Origin of the sequence: Corallococcus sp. AB045 (genome assembly GCF_003668895.1) — a bacterium.
Lineage (GTDB): Bacteria > Myxococcota > Myxococcia > Myxococcales > Myxococcaceae > Corallococcus > Corallococcus coralloides.
Window position 1 is genome coordinate 26,495 of sequence record NZ_RAWN01000007.1, and the last position, 15,320, is coordinate 41,814.

General features: G+C 66.8%; 11 protein-coding genes. 2 read left to right on the top strand and 9 right to left on the bottom strand.

The features are described 5' to 3' along the window. Positions 1-142 precede the first annotated feature (142 nt). The gene (locus D7Y21_RS02920; RefSeq protein ID WP_121711093.1) at positions 143-739 is read right to left on the bottom strand and encodes a Crp/Fnr family transcriptional regulator; all 597 of its coding nucleotides are present in this window, start codon (positions 737-739) and stop codon (positions 143-145) included. Positions 740-806: 67 nt separating this feature from the next. Between D7Y21_RS02920 and D7Y21_RS02925 the strand changes: the two genes are divergently transcribed. Both D7Y21_RS02925 and D7Y21_RS02930 read left to right on the top strand, forming a co-directional pair. Further along, on the top strand, positions 807-2,054 hold the full coding sequence (locus D7Y21_RS02925) for a sterol desaturase family protein (RefSeq protein WP_121711095.1): 1,248 nt from the start codon (positions 807-809) through the stop codon (positions 2,052-2,054). Positions 2,055-2,153: 99 nt separating this feature from the next. Then, a complete protein-coding gene (locus tag D7Y21_RS02930) occupies positions 2,154-2,996 on the top strand; it encodes an alpha/beta fold hydrolase (protein WP_121711097.1) in 843 nt (280 codons plus the stop codon). A 61-nt stretch (positions 2,997-3,057) separates the two neighbouring features. Here D7Y21_RS02930 and D7Y21_RS02935 read toward each other — a convergent pair whose 3' ends face one another. The 8 genes from D7Y21_RS02935 to D7Y21_RS02965 all read right to left on the bottom strand — a co-directional run bounded on the left by D7Y21_RS02935 (position 3,058) and on the right by D7Y21_RS02965 (position 15,228). Continuing rightward, positions 3,058-5,562, bottom strand: a complete 2,505-nt coding sequence (locus D7Y21_RS02935; protein ID WP_120561468.1) for a hypothetical protein — start codon at positions 5,560-5,562, stop codon at positions 3,058-3,060. A gap of 18 nt (positions 5,563-5,580) precedes the next feature. Continuing rightward, on the bottom strand, positions 5,581-6,945 hold the full coding sequence (locus tag D7Y21_RS02940; RefSeq protein ID WP_147469169.1) for a hypothetical protein: 1,365 nt from the start codon (positions 6,943-6,945) through the stop codon (positions 5,581-5,583). A 224-nt stretch (positions 6,946-7,169) separates the two neighbouring features. Further along, a complete protein-coding gene (locus D7Y21_RS02945; protein WP_121711101.1) occupies positions 7,170-7,823 on the bottom strand; it encodes a TVP38/TMEM64 family protein in 654 nt (217 codons plus the stop codon). 8 nt (positions 7,824-7,831) lie between these two features. Beyond that, a complete protein-coding gene (locus tag D7Y21_RS02950) occupies positions 7,832-8,392 on the bottom strand; it encodes a hypothetical protein (RefSeq protein ID WP_233611950.1) in 561 nt (186 codons plus the stop codon). A gap of 321 nt (positions 8,393-8,713) precedes the next feature. Continuing rightward, entirely contained in the window at positions 8,714-10,042 is a 1,329-nt protein-coding gene (locus tag D7Y21_RS02955; RefSeq protein ID WP_121711103.1) for a DUF418 domain-containing protein, read from the bottom strand. A 106-nt stretch (positions 10,043-10,148) separates the two neighbouring features. Beyond that, positions 10,149-13,613 carry an HYR domain-containing protein gene (locus D7Y21_RS02960; RefSeq protein ID WP_121711105.1) on the bottom strand — a complete coding sequence of 1,155 codons (3,465 nt, stop codon included), beginning with the start codon at positions 13,611-13,613 and terminating at the stop codon, positions 10,149-10,151. Between the two features lie 99 nt (positions 13,614-13,712). Next, on the bottom strand, positions 13,713-13,955 hold the full coding sequence (locus D7Y21_RS43585; RefSeq protein ID WP_158627216.1) for a LodA/GoxA family CTQ-dependent oxidase: 243 nt from the start codon (positions 13,953-13,955) through the stop codon (positions 13,713-13,715). 112 nt (positions 13,956-14,067) lie between these two features. Then, the gene (locus D7Y21_RS02965) at positions 14,068-15,228 is read right to left on the bottom strand and encodes a M57 family metalloprotease (protein ID WP_121711107.1); all 1,161 of its coding nucleotides are present in this window, start codon (positions 15,226-15,228) and stop codon (positions 14,068-14,070) included. Between the last annotated feature and the right edge of the window lie 92 nt (positions 15,229-15,320).

Here is a 15,320-nt window from a genome sequence, read left to right on the forward strand (position 1 = left end):
GCGGGCATGCTCGCCAGACAACCTGCATCTGTCGCGGGAGGATGGATGAAAACTTTGGCTCTGGTTGTATCAAGTTTCCACGAAGCGTCCTGTCAATCGGCCTGAGCCCATACTGTGTGTCGTTGGCCTTCGCGGGTCCGCGTTACGCGGGCGACGTGGTGCGCTTGCGGCGCCGCGACATGATGCGGCTCAGCCCCACCTCGGTGATGCCGAGGTAGGCCGCCACGTCGCGCTGGGGAATCCGTCCCTTCAAATGGGGATGTTCCTCCCAGAAGTTCACGAGCCGCTCCTCCGCGGACAGCTCCAGGAACTCCTGCTCGCGGCGCTCCTTGAGGAGGAAGTGCTGCTCCGCCACCCGGCGCGCCAGCCGCTCCCAGCACACGTGGCCCTGCTCCAGCGTCTGGAAGTCCCGCGTCTGGAACACCAGCACGCGGCTCGGCTCCAGCGCTTCAATCGCGGTCATTGAAGGCCGCCGCTGCAACATCTCCGCGTAGGCGCCAATCAGCTCTCCCTCGGCGCGGAAGGCCTTGATGGACTCGCCCCCGCGTGGCGACACGCGCACGCCCCGGAAGACGCCCTGAAGCACCACGGCGAACCGGTCCGCCGCATCTCCCGGACGCATGAAGAACTCCCGCTTCGCGAGCGACTGTTCCTTCGCCACGGCCTCGGCCTTCGCCCACTCCTCGGGGGGAAGCGGGGCCAGCGTGGCGAGGCGCTCGAAGAGCTTGGGGAATCTCACGTCTCTAAGGACCCTGGCTTGACCTGGGTTAAGGCGCAGGCCGCTCCGGGAAACATATACCGGAGGCATGTCCATCAACGTCTACGCCGTGGCGACGCCCTTCGTCATCGTCCTGGCCCTGACCGAGTTCGCCTGGTGCGTGGTGCGCCGCAACGGCTACTACAGCTTCCAGGACTCCATCGCGAGCATGGGCACGGCGGTGATGAACCAGTGCGTCAACGTCGCGGTGGCCCTGATGGTGCTGCCCCTCTTCACGCAGCTGGGCCAGTTCGCGCCGTGGCGGCTGGACGCCTCGTCGCCGCTGTCGCTGGTGGCGCTCTTCCTGGGCGTCGACTTCCTCTTCTACTGGTTCCACCGCTTCGGGCACCGCACCAACATCGGCTGGGCGGCCCATTCGCCGCACCATTCCACCGAGGAGCTCAACTACGCGGTGGCCCTGCGCGCGAGCGTGACGCAGCGCCTCTTCTCGTTCCTCTTCTACTGGCCGCTGGTGCTGGTGGGCTTTCCGCCGGAGGCGGTGCTGGCGATGGTGGCCTTCCACCTGGTGCTCCAGTTCATCCCCCACACGCGGGTCATCCCCAAGCTCCCGCGGTGGGTGGAGTCGTGGCTGAACACGCCGTCGCACCACCGCGTGCACCACGCGCGCAACGACGCCTACATCGACAAGAACTACGCGGGCTTCCTCATCATCTGGGACCGGATGTTCGGCACCTACGCGGAGGAGACCGAGCCGTGCTCCTACGGCCTGACCACCCCGGCGAACACCTGGGACCCGACGGTCATCAACTTCCAGGCATGGGCCCGGCTCTTCGCGGACGCCGTCGCCACGAAGAGCCACTGGGACCGGCTGCGCCTCTGGCTGATGCCCACGGGCTGGCGGCCCGCGGACCTGCCTCCTCGCGTGTTGGGGTACTGGAAGCAGGAGGGCGCGGAGGTGAAGTATCACTCGCGGGAGCTGCCTGGCGTCCGTGGGTACCTCGTCTTCCAGTTGTTCGCGTCGATGCCGTTCATGCTCCTGGTGAGCCACCATGCCTCGCCGCTGTCAGGCTGGCAGAAGGTCGCGTTGAGTCTGCTGCTCTGGGCGATGGCGACCGCCTGGAGCGGGATGCTGGAGTCGAAGGCGTGGAGCGAGCCCTTGGAGCTCGTCCGGGTGCTCGCGATGGGAGTGTCGGTGACGCTGTGGCTGGTCTGGGCCAGCGCGCCCCAGACGTGGAGCGCGCTCACGGCGGCGTGGCTGATGGTCTCGCTGGTGTGGCTGCGCGTGGCGCGGGGTGTCGCCAGCCGGGCGCCCCAGTCGAATCCCTTCCCAGGCTGAGTCATCAGGCCTGGACTCCGGTCTGGGTTGTCGCGGTCGTGTCGGCCACCCACCTTCCGCGCCGTCCCGCGCCACGCGCGGGCCCATTCGGAGAGGCCGATGAACGCTCAGCGCTTCACCCAACAGAACGCATGCCGGCTGGGTCTGCTCTATGCCCTCTGGGCACTGATGGCTGTCAGCGTCACTCCTTCCCTGGCCGTTGCATCCGAAGACGAATGGAGCACCGGCTGTCGTCGCAAGCCCACCATCGTCCTCGTCCACGGCGCGTTCGCCGACGCATCCGGCTGGGCCGACGTGATCAAGCGGCTGCAGAAACAAGGCTACACGGCCTACGCGTTCGCGAATCCCTTGCGCAGCATCTCGGGTGATGCGGAGTACCTGCGGTACTTCCTGGGGACCCTCACCGGTCCCATCGTACTGGTCGGCCACTCCTACGGTGGAGCCATCATCACGAACGCAGCTACCGGGAATGCGAACGTGAAAGCGCTTGTGTACATCGCCGCGTATGCACTCGACCAAGGGGAGACCATCTCGGAGGCCAACACTCTCGGCGGCGGCCATTCCGAGCTCGGCGAGCACCTCATCTTGCGCCCGTTCCCAGGGGGAGGAACCTCGGACGCCGACGCATACATCGACCCCGCCTTCTTCCAGGAGCTCTTCGCGGCCGATATCCGTGAGAAGGACGCGGCGGTGGGGGCCTCGAGTCAGCGCCCGGCCGCGGTCTCCGTCTTCAATGAGCCATCCGGACCGCCTGCGTGGAAGGTCATTCCGTCCTGGTACATGGTTGCCCGCGACGACAACACCATCCCGCCAGAGGCCGAGCGCTTCATGGCCCGGCGCGCTCGCGCCCATACCGTCGAGATCCGCAGCTCACACGTTGCGATGATCAGCCACCCCGAGGCCGTCACCGAGCTGATTGCCAAGGCGGTGGGCTGCCGTTGAAGACCTGCGGCGGGCCCACGCATCAGGCCCGCCGCGAGTCACGGCGGTAGCAGTCCCTTGTTCAGAGCAACTGCACGTTGCCGCCGAGCGAGGCGATGTACTTCGTTCCGCCCGAGTGCACGACCGTCGTTCCGAAGAAGGACCGGATCGCGCTGCCGGTGGGCACGACGAGCGAGTAGGGCTTCGTGCCAGACACGTTCGCCATCGTCCCGTAGGGGCCGTAGGTCTTGCCCCGCGCCGTCTTGAACGTGACCTGGGCAATCTGCGTCATGCCGAAGTACGTGCCCGTGTAGCCCGTCATCGACACGATTCCGTCGTCCGTGAGGTCGAGCGTGTGCGCGTTCCCGCCAGGGCCTCCCTGGTAGGGCGCGGCGTTGGAGCCATAGCTCGGCTGGATGGCGTCGATGATGTCGCCCGAGCGCACCAGGAGGCTCGTCATGGGCCCCCATCCGCTGACCGCCGGCAGGTTGTCCCAGGCCGTCCCCGAACCGCCCTCGGGGCCCATGGGTCCGTAGGGCATGCCCGCGTTGAACCAATCCAGGATGAGCTTGAGCTTGATGGCGGACAGGTCGCGGCTCACCGGCATGTGCAGCGGCTGGCTGATGTCCAGGCCGAGCACCCGCGCGATCTTCTCGCGGTTGTTGATGATGCCGTCATAGGTCCACAGCTGGAAGCGGCCCATGACGGGATAGAGCATGCCGTACTGCCGCAGGATGTCTCCAATCCCATTGACCCACGTCGGCGTGCCCGTGATGGGGGTCTGCTGGTAGATCTGAACGCTGACCAGGTCGTTGGGGTCCTGCTTGTAGTCAGCGACCGTGGGACTGAAGGTGTACCGGGTGAAGTAGACCTGCCCGTCCACATAGAGCCGGGGATTCTTTGGATCCGCTGCGGTGAGGGTGACGGTGGCCTTGCCTCCGGTGACGCTCACGACATTCGGGGAGAGCGCCAGGATGTTCTCGGGGGTCGAGATGTTCTTCTCGCTGATGCCATTGGTGCCCTGCGTGCCCAGGGTCTTCAGGGTGTAGTCGGCCGCTTCGGCCGGGGTGAGGGTGTGCAGGGCGATCTTCCATTGCTCCGTCCCCTCGATGCGGCCGAACTTGCGCACGTAGAGGTTGAGGGTGTTGGTCTCCCCGAGCTGGAAGCCAGGCGTGGTCTGCATGCCCGGGTTCATGCGGTAGATGAACTGATCCGCGCGCAGGCTCAAACCCTCGGAGTTCTCCTCCAGCAGGGTCAGCGTCACGGCATCGGTGCCGGTGCCGGTCGTGCTCCGGAGCGCGAGCGGCAGGTTCGCGAGGCTCTTGGGATCGACACCGCCAAAGTTCGTGACGACCAGCATCCCGGACTGCTTGTCGATGAAATCGGGATTGCTGTAGTCAATCGACGGGACGATGGTCGTATACGTCTTCGAGTCACCGGAGCCCGTGTAGTACGCGAGCGATAGTGTTCCCAGCTTCTCCGTCCAGAGCGAACGGCCCGGCCACTGGACGGGCAATGAGTTGCCCAGGTCGAGCGTCAACGAGGGCGTGGAGTCCAGGTTGAGCTGCGCCAGGGCCCACCACGCGTTCACGGCCGGGCGCGGGTGCGGGATTTGCGCCAGGGTGCGCGCGGGCACGGCGAAGGTGGGCTCGTCATCCAGACAGGGGCCCACGGAGCCAACGAGCTTGCCGTAATTGAAGTTGAAGAGCGGCTGCTGGGGCAGGGGCTCCTTGGTGGTGTAGTTGATCCACGGATGGTAGGGCTGCTGGGTCACCGCCAGGATGGTGGGCCCGTACTGTTGAGCCGTGGCCTGGCCCAGCAACTGCTCCAGCAGGGAGCTGACGTACATCTGCGTGGGGATGTAGCCCCGACCCGGATCCAGCGGCTTGCCATCTCCGTCCACGTTCATCACGTAGTCCTGGAGGATCGCGAGCTTGTCCACGATGGCGGCGGGGACCCCCTGTGCCTGCATCGCCTGGAAGGTGGCGGAGTTGAAGGCGAAGAGGTACGGGGCGTTGTTGTGGGCGCTGACCACCAGGCGGATGGACAGGCGGTGGGGGGACGCCTTCTGCAGTGCCTGGAGGACCGCCGAATTGCCGACGTTCCACTTCAGGTTCGTGAGCGTTGATTGATAGGCGGCGGAGCCGCTCGCGGAGCTCCTGGGGGTGTTTGGGTCCTGCGAATTCATCCAGATGCCGTTGAATGCAACCGGCGTGAACACGCCCTGGACATTGGCGCCGCTGATGTCACCGATGATGACGTTGAAGCCCCAGATCTCACTGCCGTTCTGCTGCATGGGATCCAGGTCCACCAGCTTGGGCGGAGACCCCATGTACAGGCAGCTCACCCCGGCTCCCATGAGGGAATCACTGCCGCCGCCGGGCAGCTCGACGGTGGTCACCTTGCAGTCGAGCAGGTCGAAGATGCTGTCGCCCTTGGGCTCCCAGTAGAGCTCGATGTTGTTGGGCTTGAGCGAGTCCTCGTTGTAGTTCGCCGGGTTGTAGTTGTTGGGCGTGTTGTTGATGGTGGCCGGCGAAGCCTGGAACGAACCAGAGAAGTTGATGCGAGGCGTATCAAGGTAGCTCATGGAGGTCTCCTCGGGGTTCTAGTTGCCGCTGCCGATGTAGGGGGCGCACGCGGCGGGAAGCGAGCCATTCGTGCACCCACCGGGCATCTGGACTTCGTCGAACAGGTGGCTCAAGCCCGCGGGCGGCAGGTTCTGGCTTCCGGTGGGGCCCGACATGTCGTGGCAGCTCAAGCAGCTGTAGGGATTGGTCATCGCCGCGACGCCGTTCTGGACGAAGGTCTCCATGGAGGTATTGGCGGCGGACAGCGAACCCTGCTGCGCTTGCAGATAGGGCGGGACCGTGCCGTTGACGGTCCACACGTTGCCGACGAGCTCGTAGTTGGCCCAGACCTTGTTGATGCGGCCGGGGTTGGCCTGGATCAGCGCCTGGACGCTGCTGTTGATGGCGTTGAGCGCCTGGGTGCTCTCGGCGAGCATCGTGCGGGTCTTGTCCTGACAGGCGAACTGATTGGGATTGACACTACAGTCGACGCCGCCAGGGAAGGTGCCGATGGCCGAGTCCCCCTGCGGGTGCATGCGGCAGACCTGGGCGGGCTTGCCCGGCTGATAGGTGTTGGTCACGCAGTCGGTGCAGGCCGGGTTGTAGAAGTTCCACGTGCCCCCGAGCGGAGGCGCCCCGGAGAGGTTGCTGCAGTCGGGCGCGTTGTTGCGGTGCTCGAATGTGGCCCAGATCATCGCCGGGAAGCTGGGCGTCTTGGACACGATGTGCATGCCGGTCAGTCCCAGGTTCACCTGCCGGCAGGGGCTGTCCTTGACCTGGATGAGGCCGGGAACCACATAGAAGAGGCCCGAGCTGGCCGTCGCTTCGTCGAGCACCATCCAGCTCGTCTTCAGCTCGACGGCCGTGTCCGGGTACGCGAGGTTCGGATACTTCTTGATGATGTCGATGCCGTTGTTCCCGGGCTTGAGCTGTCCCGCGCAGTTCGCCTGGTAGAGCTGACAGGACGTCAGCATCGTGTAGGTGCTCTGGTTGACGGACATGCCGTAGTAGACGAACTCGCCCTTCAGGTCGATCAGCGGCTGATCCGCGCCGGCCTGTTTGATGATGTCGGTGTAGAGGCGGGGCGGCTTGCCACCCGCCGTGGGCTTCACGGCGTTGGTGCAGGAGACAGGCGGCTCCTGGCCCCAGGGCGTCGGTACCCCGTCCTTGATGAAGATGCCGTAGGACGGCATCCACGTCTCGAATTGCACCATGTCCGGCTTGCCGCTGGCCGGCTGGACGAGCGCGAGCATGCTCTGCCACATGAACTGCTCGAAGTTGCAGATGGTCTTGTTCCCCGGCACTTCGCTGGGGAGGGTGGAGCTGTTGAGCCAGGCCACGTCCGCCGGGCAGTCATTGGCCTCGAGCGCCGTCGCCTTGGGGGCGGAGGGGCCCGAATCCATGAGCGACGTTGTTGGGCAGGCCAGGAGGCCCGTGGCACCAAGTGCCACGGCGAGCAGGATGCGCGGTTTGTCGGACAAAGGCAGTCTCCCCCATGCGGTTGCGCCCGACGAGGTGCCGGGCGTGGGCGCAAGAGTTTAATCGCTGCGGGGGAGAAGCCGTCGAGGGCTAAACAGACTTAAAACGGTTTTTCATGAAATTCATGCTGGGGCGGTAAAGTCCGCTGTCAGTTCATCAAGCGCCGCACCAGCCAGAGCGCGAGTCCAGGCAGTACAACCATGCCCGCGAACAATGTCAGGAATGACCCGAGTCGCGCCGACGAGGCACCCACCGCGGCGTAGGTGGCGCAGACGCCCAGGTTGGAGAGCGCGCAGGCCCCGAGGAAACTCCCCAACGGCATGCGGCTGGCGCCAGCGAAGAGGACGGAGGACTCCGCCAGCATTGGCACGCCGCGCAATGCAATCAGCAACCAGGGACCCCGGCGTTCGGCCAGGCGGGACAGCCGCTGAAGTTCCACCGGACCCAGGGTGCGCCGCAAGGCCGCCTCGCCGCCCCTGGCGCCCAGCAGGTAGCCCCAACCACAGCCCACCATCATTCCCGCCCAGCAGGCCGTCAGGCCGCCCCAGAAGCCCAGCAGCGCCCCGGACGCCGTGCCGACGAGGCTGGACGGCACCGGCAGGACGATGTCCCCCGCCAGCAGCCCTCCCAGCACGAGCGCCACCTGCCAGTCCGGTGGACGCGCCTCCAGGAAGGATTGAGTGGCGGCCTCCAGGCGCTCGCCGAAGAGGAGGAAGGGGACGAGGATGGCCGCCAGCACCACGCAGACGCAGATGCTCCAGCCCACCGCCGCGCGCTTCGTTCCAGGGCTCGCCAGGGTCATGGTGCGGCTCAGAAGCCAACGCCGAGCGTGAACGAGGCGCTCGGCTGGAAGCGGGCCTGCGGTCTGATCAGCTGCGGCGCGGCGTTGAAGTACGCGGCGCTGAACCCCAGCTCTCCCACGAACTCAAAGCCGGAGGAGATGGGCAGCAGGGCCCGGAGGGACGCGCCCACCTCGGGCCCGGCGGTCTCCACGCCGGTGGGGCCGGAGCCCCCGAAGTCGAAGCCCGAGCTGTCCTCGCCAATCTGCAGCTCGGCGAAGCCGGCGCTCAACCGGGGCTGGAGCCAGCCGAGGCGCGTCTTGAAGGAGGTGAGCGTCAGGTTGGCGCGGAAGTGGGCGATCTCCGGCTCCGGGTCGCGGTGGAGGAACCCCGAACCCGTGCCGCAGGCCTCCACGCCCAGCCGCGCCAGCGGAGACAACTCCAGACAGATGCTGGGACGCCGGCCGGAGGTGGACGCCCCGGCGCGCAGGTTGCCGTAGTTGCGCGGAGGCTCATCCGCCCGGTCCACCGCGACGCCCACCGGGGCCTCCTCCGCGACCGAGACGCCGCCTCCCATCAAGGTCGCGAACACCAGGAGACGCTGCGGAAGGCCAAGGCGTGTCATCAGGCACCAGGGATGCGACCGCGGGGGAAGGCTGTCCATGTTGCCCGAACAGCGCAGGTGCTTCCAGGGATGTCCTGAATTTGTGCCCGGTGGTCAGCATCGACCCCTGTGCGCCAGTCTTGTCATTCCATGCGCCCCCATTCTTCCTGAACGTTTCCGCTCTGGCCCCAATTGCAGCCAGGTCACCGACGCCTGTCGTACCGAGACCAACGCCACGTATGACTCACTCTCGTATTGGAATGGCTCCTATCTGGAGTTCGATGGGAACGGCGGCGGCTGACGTCCGCGCTACGCTGGCGCCGTCGTGCGTTGGCTCGCGGCGTCATCCCGGCGCATCGGCTGGGCCTTTCCATACGTCAGCGACCGCCACACCCACTCCGCGGGGCCGAAGCGGAACCTCGCCAGCCACAGGTGGCTCCACACCCCCTGGACGCAGAAGATGGCCAGGCAGTACACCACGCACGCCACGGGGCCCAGCTTCGTGATGAAGCCCAGTCCGAACCCGTAGAAGAACAGCACGCTGATGATCGACTGTGACAGGTAGTTCGTCAGCGCCATGCGGCCCACGGGCGCGAGCAGACCCAGCGCTCGCTGCCAGGTGGCTCGCTGGAAGAGCAGGGTGATGCCGGACACGTAGACGGCCGCGAAGCCCAGCTCGCCCAGGTTCCGCAGCGGCGCGATGGCGAAGGACACCCACGTCGGCAGCGTCTCCGGGGTGAAGACCTGCTTCAGCATGAGCTGTTGCAGCGCCAGTCCGCTGCCGCTGCCAATCACCCCGGCCACGAGCCCCCACCCGAGGAGCCGACGGAACAGCCGCAGGTGCTGGGGCACGTCGTGGAAGATGCGGCGCTTCCCCGCCAGCAGGCCCAGCAGGAACCGGCCAAACGTCGAGAGCGTGATGGCCAGCAGCAGCGGGAAGTAGTCGCGGACGACGAAGTGAAAGGTCGCCTTCGTCACGTCCAGCCAGCTTCCATGGGTGTAGGCCGCGAGCGTCTGCGCCTTGATGGCCGCGGACTTCTCGGTGGCCGCCTTGGCAATGGCCGCGCCGGCCTCCGGCGTGTCCGCCATCAACTGCGGGAGCTTGAGGATGACCACGCCGACGACGGACCACCCAAGGGCGAACAGCAGGGCGCAGATGAGCAGCGTTCGGTCCGAGCGCCCCCGGAACAGGAGCAGTCCGAATCCCAGCACCGCGTACGTGCTGAGGATGTCGCCGTACCAGATGAGGAACAGGTGGGAGAGCCCCATCACCAGCATCACCCCCAGCCGCCGGACATAGAGCGGCGTGATGGAGGCCCCGCGCGCCTCGGCGCGGCCCATCTGCACCGCGAAGCCGAGGCCGAAGAGGAACGAGAAGAGGGTGATGAACTTCCCGGCCACGAGGAGCGAGAACGCCTGCCAGGTGACGGTGTCGGCGAGCGGTGCGTTGTTCATCGCCGCGAGGGTCTGCTCTCGCGGCAGGAATACCCTGCCGCTAAACCACACCATCACATTGGAGATGAACACGCCGCACAGGGCGAAACCACGCAGTGTGTCGAGGAGCGCCAGTCGCTCGCCGGAGTCCACGGGACGGGCTTCGGCGCTGGGGGGCGAGACCTCGGAAGGAACTGGGGGCATGCTCGGAGAAAGGGTGGGCAACGTGAACCTGCCTGCCAGTATTCCACGCGAGTGGCGCTGCCAGCTTTCCAGACACTGGCACCATCCCCCTCATTGCCGTGGCGGCTCAGGGCACGGGAGCGCTCGCACGAAGCGCCGGAGGCGTGGCGCCGACGAAGACCTGCGTGAGTTGCTGCGTGGTGTTTCCCGCCGCGTCCGTCGCGCTGACCAGCAAGGCGACCTGCCCCCAGTTCACCAGGTCCACCGTGTGGGTGACCGTGCCCCTGCCGGTCTCGAGCTGGCTGGACTCCATCCACTGTGTCCGCACTGTCGTCGGCGAGGCATCCTCGATGGAGGAGCGCACGGTGACGACGGGGCTTGAGAGGACGTCATCCGCCAGAGGGGAAAGGATGGCGAGCACGGGCGGCGTGAGGTCCACCGTCACCGTCATCTGCCGCCGGAGGATGGCGCCCCGCGTGTCGATGGCGGTCAGCTCCACGACGTGCGTGCCCTCCTCCAGGTCCAGCCAGGTGATGACGAAGCCTCCGCTGAGGTCTGGCGTCACGGGGATGGGCGCGCCTCCGTCCACCCGGAAGAAGGCGGAGGTGATGGGGGCGTTGCCCGGCACAGGCGTGGTCCAGCCACAGGCCATGAGGTTCGTCTCACGCGTGTAGCGGGGCAGGTTGCACATCGTGACGTTCGGGGGATTTCCCAGCTCTGGGTCCGTGACGTGGATGTGGGAGACGCACGAGGCCTGGTTTCCGCCCAGGTCCGTGGCGGTGTACGTCACGGCCGTGGTTCCGACCGGGTAGACGCCAGCCGCCGGGCCGGAGACTCCAGGCGGAGCGCAGGTGTCGCTCGCGGTGGCCGTGCCGGGGACCACGGTGGCGCCCTCCGGCCCCGTGCGTTCGACGATGACGGGGGCCGGGCAGACGAGCGTGGGCGGCTGCGTGTCCCGCACCGTCACAGGAACGGTGCACTGGGTGCGCAGGCCCGCGCCGTCCGTGGCCGTGCAGGTCGTGGTGGTGGTGCCGGGCGGGAAGAGCCCACCGGACGCCGGCGCACAGGTGGTGGTCACCGCGCCGCAGTTGTCCGTGGCCGTCGCAGTGAAGCTCGCGGTCGCGCCGCCTCCGTCACACTCCAGCTCCGGCACGGTGCCGCACACGACCGCGGGTGGAGTCTCATCCCGGACCGTCACCGTGGCCTCGCATGATGCGCTCAGGCCCGCGCTGTCCGTGCACGTCAACGTTGCCCGGTGCGAGCCCAGCGGGTACGGGCACGCCGGGGTCTGCACGCAGCTCACGGTGTCGCCCGGGTCTGGGTCGTACGAGCCGTCATCCACCGAGCCACAGCCGCTGCATGCGCCGCCCGCCGGGACCGTCACGCTCCGGCAGCGCGCCACGGGCGGCCGGTTGACGCAGTAGCCGGCACCGCATGACGGGCCATCCGCCGGGTCGTCCCAGACGCGTTGCTCGATGGCGGTGGCGGGCTCGGCCATGCCTTCGCTGAAGGCGAAGACCTGGATGGCGTTGTCACAGGCTTGCAGCGGCACCTGGAAGGAGAAGCGCGGGTCGATGCCACAGTTCGTGCAGAGATTGACCTCGGGTCCGCCGTTGAGCCGGTACCAGATGCGGTCCACCTGCGCGGGCAGGCTCTTCACCTGGCCGGAGACCGCCCCGGAAGCCGAGGTGGCACAGCCTGGCGCGCCGTCCAGGCTGACGGCCAGCGGCGGCACCAGCTTGATCCGCTGCCCGCAGCCCAGCGTCACGCCCAGGGGCGCGAAGGTGGCGGTGTTCACCGTGCCCGACTCACTCACCATGGATGCTCCGGGGCGCAGGGTGAAGCTGCCCTGGGGCAGCGCCAGGGATACCTGTCCCTGGGTGTCCGCATACTGGGCGGGGTTCGTGACGTTCACGGCGGCGGGGGTTCCGTAGAAGGTGCCATTCGCCACGTAGGCCACGGGCTGGCCGCGCCAATCCTTGCCCGAGAACTGTGTGGACACCTCTACCGTGGGATTGAAGAAGCGCCCCTGGGTGGAGGTGTACTGCAACTGCACTTCGTTGAAGCAGTACTCGTGGTCGATGCGGAAGCGCTGCCCGGGACCCAGGTCGGCGGTGTAACCACTCGCGGGCAGGGTGCGGAGCGCGAGCGAGCCGTAACGGAAACGCTCAGGATCATACAGCCCCGGCCGGGTGGTGAAGGGCGCGCTGCCCGTCGGCTCGGACCAGAAGCGCAGGTACATGGCGCCCTGGAACCAGCGGTAGGTCAAATCATAGGGCCCCGGCAACACGTGCTCATACGTGGAAGCCAATTCGCCGCGAGTGACATCGAATGTCCCGGGAAAGGAGGTCCGGCTGGAGCCTCCAGGCGCCTCCGCCACGAAGGCGGTTCCCCGGTTGCCGATGCTCACGACATCCGGAGTGCCATCGCCATTGGCGTCGTGGTCCGCTTCGAAGAAGAGGGACTGGAGGGTGCTCCGGGCGCCGGGATGCGCGGGGATGAAGGGATCCGCCAGCCGGACGGAGCCATAGAAATACGCCGGGTGGATGTCGAAGGCGTGACGCGACACCCCGTTCACCTGCTTCGTCATGGGCGTGGTCTGCCCCGCCACGACGAGGAACGGCTCCAGGTCCGGCGTATACGCCTCCGTGAAGCCCCGCCCCGACCGCAGATACACAATCGCATTCATCAGATAGGCATTCACGGGCAGGTCGGACACCGTCCACCACGTCTCCGGCGCACTCACGGGACGCCAGGGCCCATGCAGGACCTGGTTCCGGCTGTTGCCTCCCGGGATCAGGATCCGCGACGATCCATGGACGGGCTCACCATGGATCTCGAAGGCTCCCGTCATGGAACCCACCGCGGGAGGCGCCGGGGGCGCCACGGGGATGCACATCCGGACGACCTCGTCACACGCCGCGCCGACCTGCACGGGAATCGTCCGGGTGACGGCACCCGTGGAGGTGGAGAGCGTGTACGTGAGCGTGGTGGCTTGCGTCGTGCCCGCGTTGACGTAGGCCGTGTAGGGCCCCGTGCCGTGGAAGAGGAAGTTCCGGATGTTGAGCCCGGCGAGGGGCACCCGGGTCTGGCAGGTTTCATCCGTTCCGAACCGGAACTGGACCAGCCCCATGCAGCTTTGAACGGTGACGTCCGTGGGCTCGGGCTGCACCGCGACGGGACGGACCGTCACGCCGGACAACGCCGGATGGGCATAGCCTCCCCGAGTGGCGGCGACGCTGTAGACGACGCCCGCGTCTCCGCCCGCCCCGGCTTCCACCGACATCTCGAAGCGGTATTCCAGCGGGCTGATGCGCTCGGAAGGACTGGCGATGGCCCGGAAGCCCGCGGGCGCCGTGCTCGTCGCGGTGACGGTGCCCGCGTCCTGGACCCAGGGATCCGCCGCCAGCACCGCCAACACCTCTGGATTCTGGTTGGTGAGCCGCACCGTGCCCTTCAGCACGTTCGACCGCAGCTCCACGCTCCCTCCGTCAAGCGCGGCCTCCACCTGGGCCAGGACTTCACCGTCCGCCCCTTCCGGAAGCCTGCCGGCGTCACATGCGACAAGCCCTGACAGCCACACGAGGACCACGGCAAGTCTTCCGCTGCTCGATATCAAAGGGGTATCCGGAATTCACTGGCGGTGAATGAAGAAAATCGAGCAGCCTATACAGAGCGAGTGGATTGAATGTCAAACACACACACTCCTGAGGGCGTTCAGGTCCGGGACAACCCTGGGTCCTTTCCGTCTCCAGTCCGGCGCCCGGGCCGCTCCCAGTTTGATGCGGCCGCTCGTATCGCGGTACCTGCCCCGGTCACGCGGGGCGCCGGGTAGCTCGGGCCCGAAGAAGAACCCATCCGGGCTGTTGCCAACTCTCGCGACGCCAATCGACGGACAGATGGCGAACTGCGTGATCGCCTGCGACTCGCTCATGACGGGCCCCCAGGGAAAAGACAGGCGCCCTCATTCGCGACCGGTCTGGCAGGTGTCAATGACACCCGCCAGACCTGATTTCAAATCCTTCAGCTTCCGCCGGAACTCACGCTCAGCGCGTGAACCAGTTCTGGGCGTTCGTGGCGTTGCACCCCCAGATTTGAATCTTCGTCCCTGGGGCCGTGCTGGCACTGAAGACGTCAAGGCAGAGGTTGGGGGCCAGGGCGCTCCGCACCGTGGCGCCTACCACCGTCCACCGCTGGGCGGCCGTCCCATTGCACCCGTAGATCTGGACACGCGTGCCCGGCGTCGGATCGCCGTTGAAGACGTCCAGACAGAGATTGGGCGCCAGGCTGCTGCGCAGCTCGCCTTGAGCGGTCAGGGTCCACTGCTGTGCGGCGGTACCGTTGCACTCCCAGAGCTGGGTGGCTGTTCCTTGCGCCGAGCTGCCGCCGGTCACGTCCAGGCAGCGATTCGGGTCCAGGGCGCTGACCAGGGCGGGGGCGGAGGCGGTTGTGTACATCGCGGCCAGCGCGGTGCGGTCGCTGGCGGTGAACTCGCCCGTCTCGCTCGTGCGGAAGCAGGAGTTCATGATCGAGGCACCGACGGTGGCCGTGGTCGGCGTGCCCGGGATGTGGATCGCGCCGACACCGGCGTCACCCTCGTTGCCGCCGGAGCCGCAGCTGATGGCGCGGTTGTAGTAGTCCGAGTGCCGGAAGCCGATGGTGTGGCCAATCTCATGCGTGATGACGTGCTCGATGACGTCGACGCCGTACTGGCTGAGCTGGCCGCCGATGGTGATCTGCCCGAACGGGTTGCCGTTCGCCGGGAATCCGGCCACGCCACCATTCATGTTCGGGTCGATGACCGCGTTGATGGTGAAGCTACAGCCGGTGCTCGGCGCGCGCGCCATGGAGAAGGTGAGCGGCAGCTCGTCGTAGTTCTGGATGGCGAGGTCCAGCGCCGTGCTGAACACGCCGGTGAACGCCGAACCGTTGATGCAGATCTTCGTCAGGGAGGGGCTGACGACGTTGTTCGTGCGGTACTGCTCCCCAGGGGTCGCGCCGGCCGCGAGCATCTCGCGAGAGGCGTCCAGGGACACCTCGGCGTCCCGCCCGACATAGACCTTCCCATCGACGACCATGATGTCGTTGGACGGGAACCCGGCGCTGATCAGGTTGCCAACGATTTCCTGCGTCTCATCCGCGGGCTCGCCACACCCGAATCCCAGCGCGATGCACCCTGCCGCAAGTACGAGGCTTCTTGAGAACATGGAGACTCCTTTGTGAATGGGACCGAATGGCAGTCCAGAACGAGTAATAACTGCTAAAGCGGATATAGCCCACTACCCCACTCGTTTCGTTC

What these genes read in the sequence shown, in the direction of transcription:
- D7Y21_RS02965 (WP_121711107.1), bottom strand. Translation starts at nt 15,228, where the DNA reads ATGTTCTCAAGAAGCCTCGTACTTGCGGCAGGGTGCATCGCGCTGGGA.
- D7Y21_RS02940 (WP_147469169.1), bottom strand. Translation starts at nt 6,945, where the DNA reads ATGGATTCGGGCCCCTCCGCCCCCAAGGCGACGGCGCTCGAGGCCAAT.
- D7Y21_RS02925 (WP_121711095.1), top strand. Translation starts at nt 807, where the DNA reads ATGTCCATCAACGTCTACGCCGTGGCGACGCCCTTCGTCATCGTCCTG.
- D7Y21_RS02955 (WP_121711103.1), bottom strand. Translation starts at nt 10,042, where the DNA reads ATGCCCCCAGTTCCTTCCGAGGTCTCGCCCCCCAGCGCCGAAGCCCGT.
- D7Y21_RS02935 (WP_120561468.1), bottom strand. Translation starts at nt 5,562, where the DNA reads ATGAGCTACCTTGATACGCCTCGCATCAACTTCTCTGGTTCGTTCCAG.
- D7Y21_RS02930 (WP_121711097.1), top strand. Translation starts at nt 2,154, where the DNA reads ATGAACGCTCAGCGCTTCACCCAACAGAACGCATGCCGGCTGGGTCTG.
- D7Y21_RS02945 (WP_121711101.1), bottom strand. Translation starts at nt 7,823, where the DNA reads ATGACCCTGGCGAGCCCTGGAACGAAGCGCGCGGCGGTGGGCTGGAGC.
- D7Y21_RS43585 (WP_158627216.1), bottom strand. Translation starts at nt 13,955, where the DNA reads ATGAGCGAGTCGCAGGCGATCACGCAGTTCGCCATCTGTCCGTCGATT.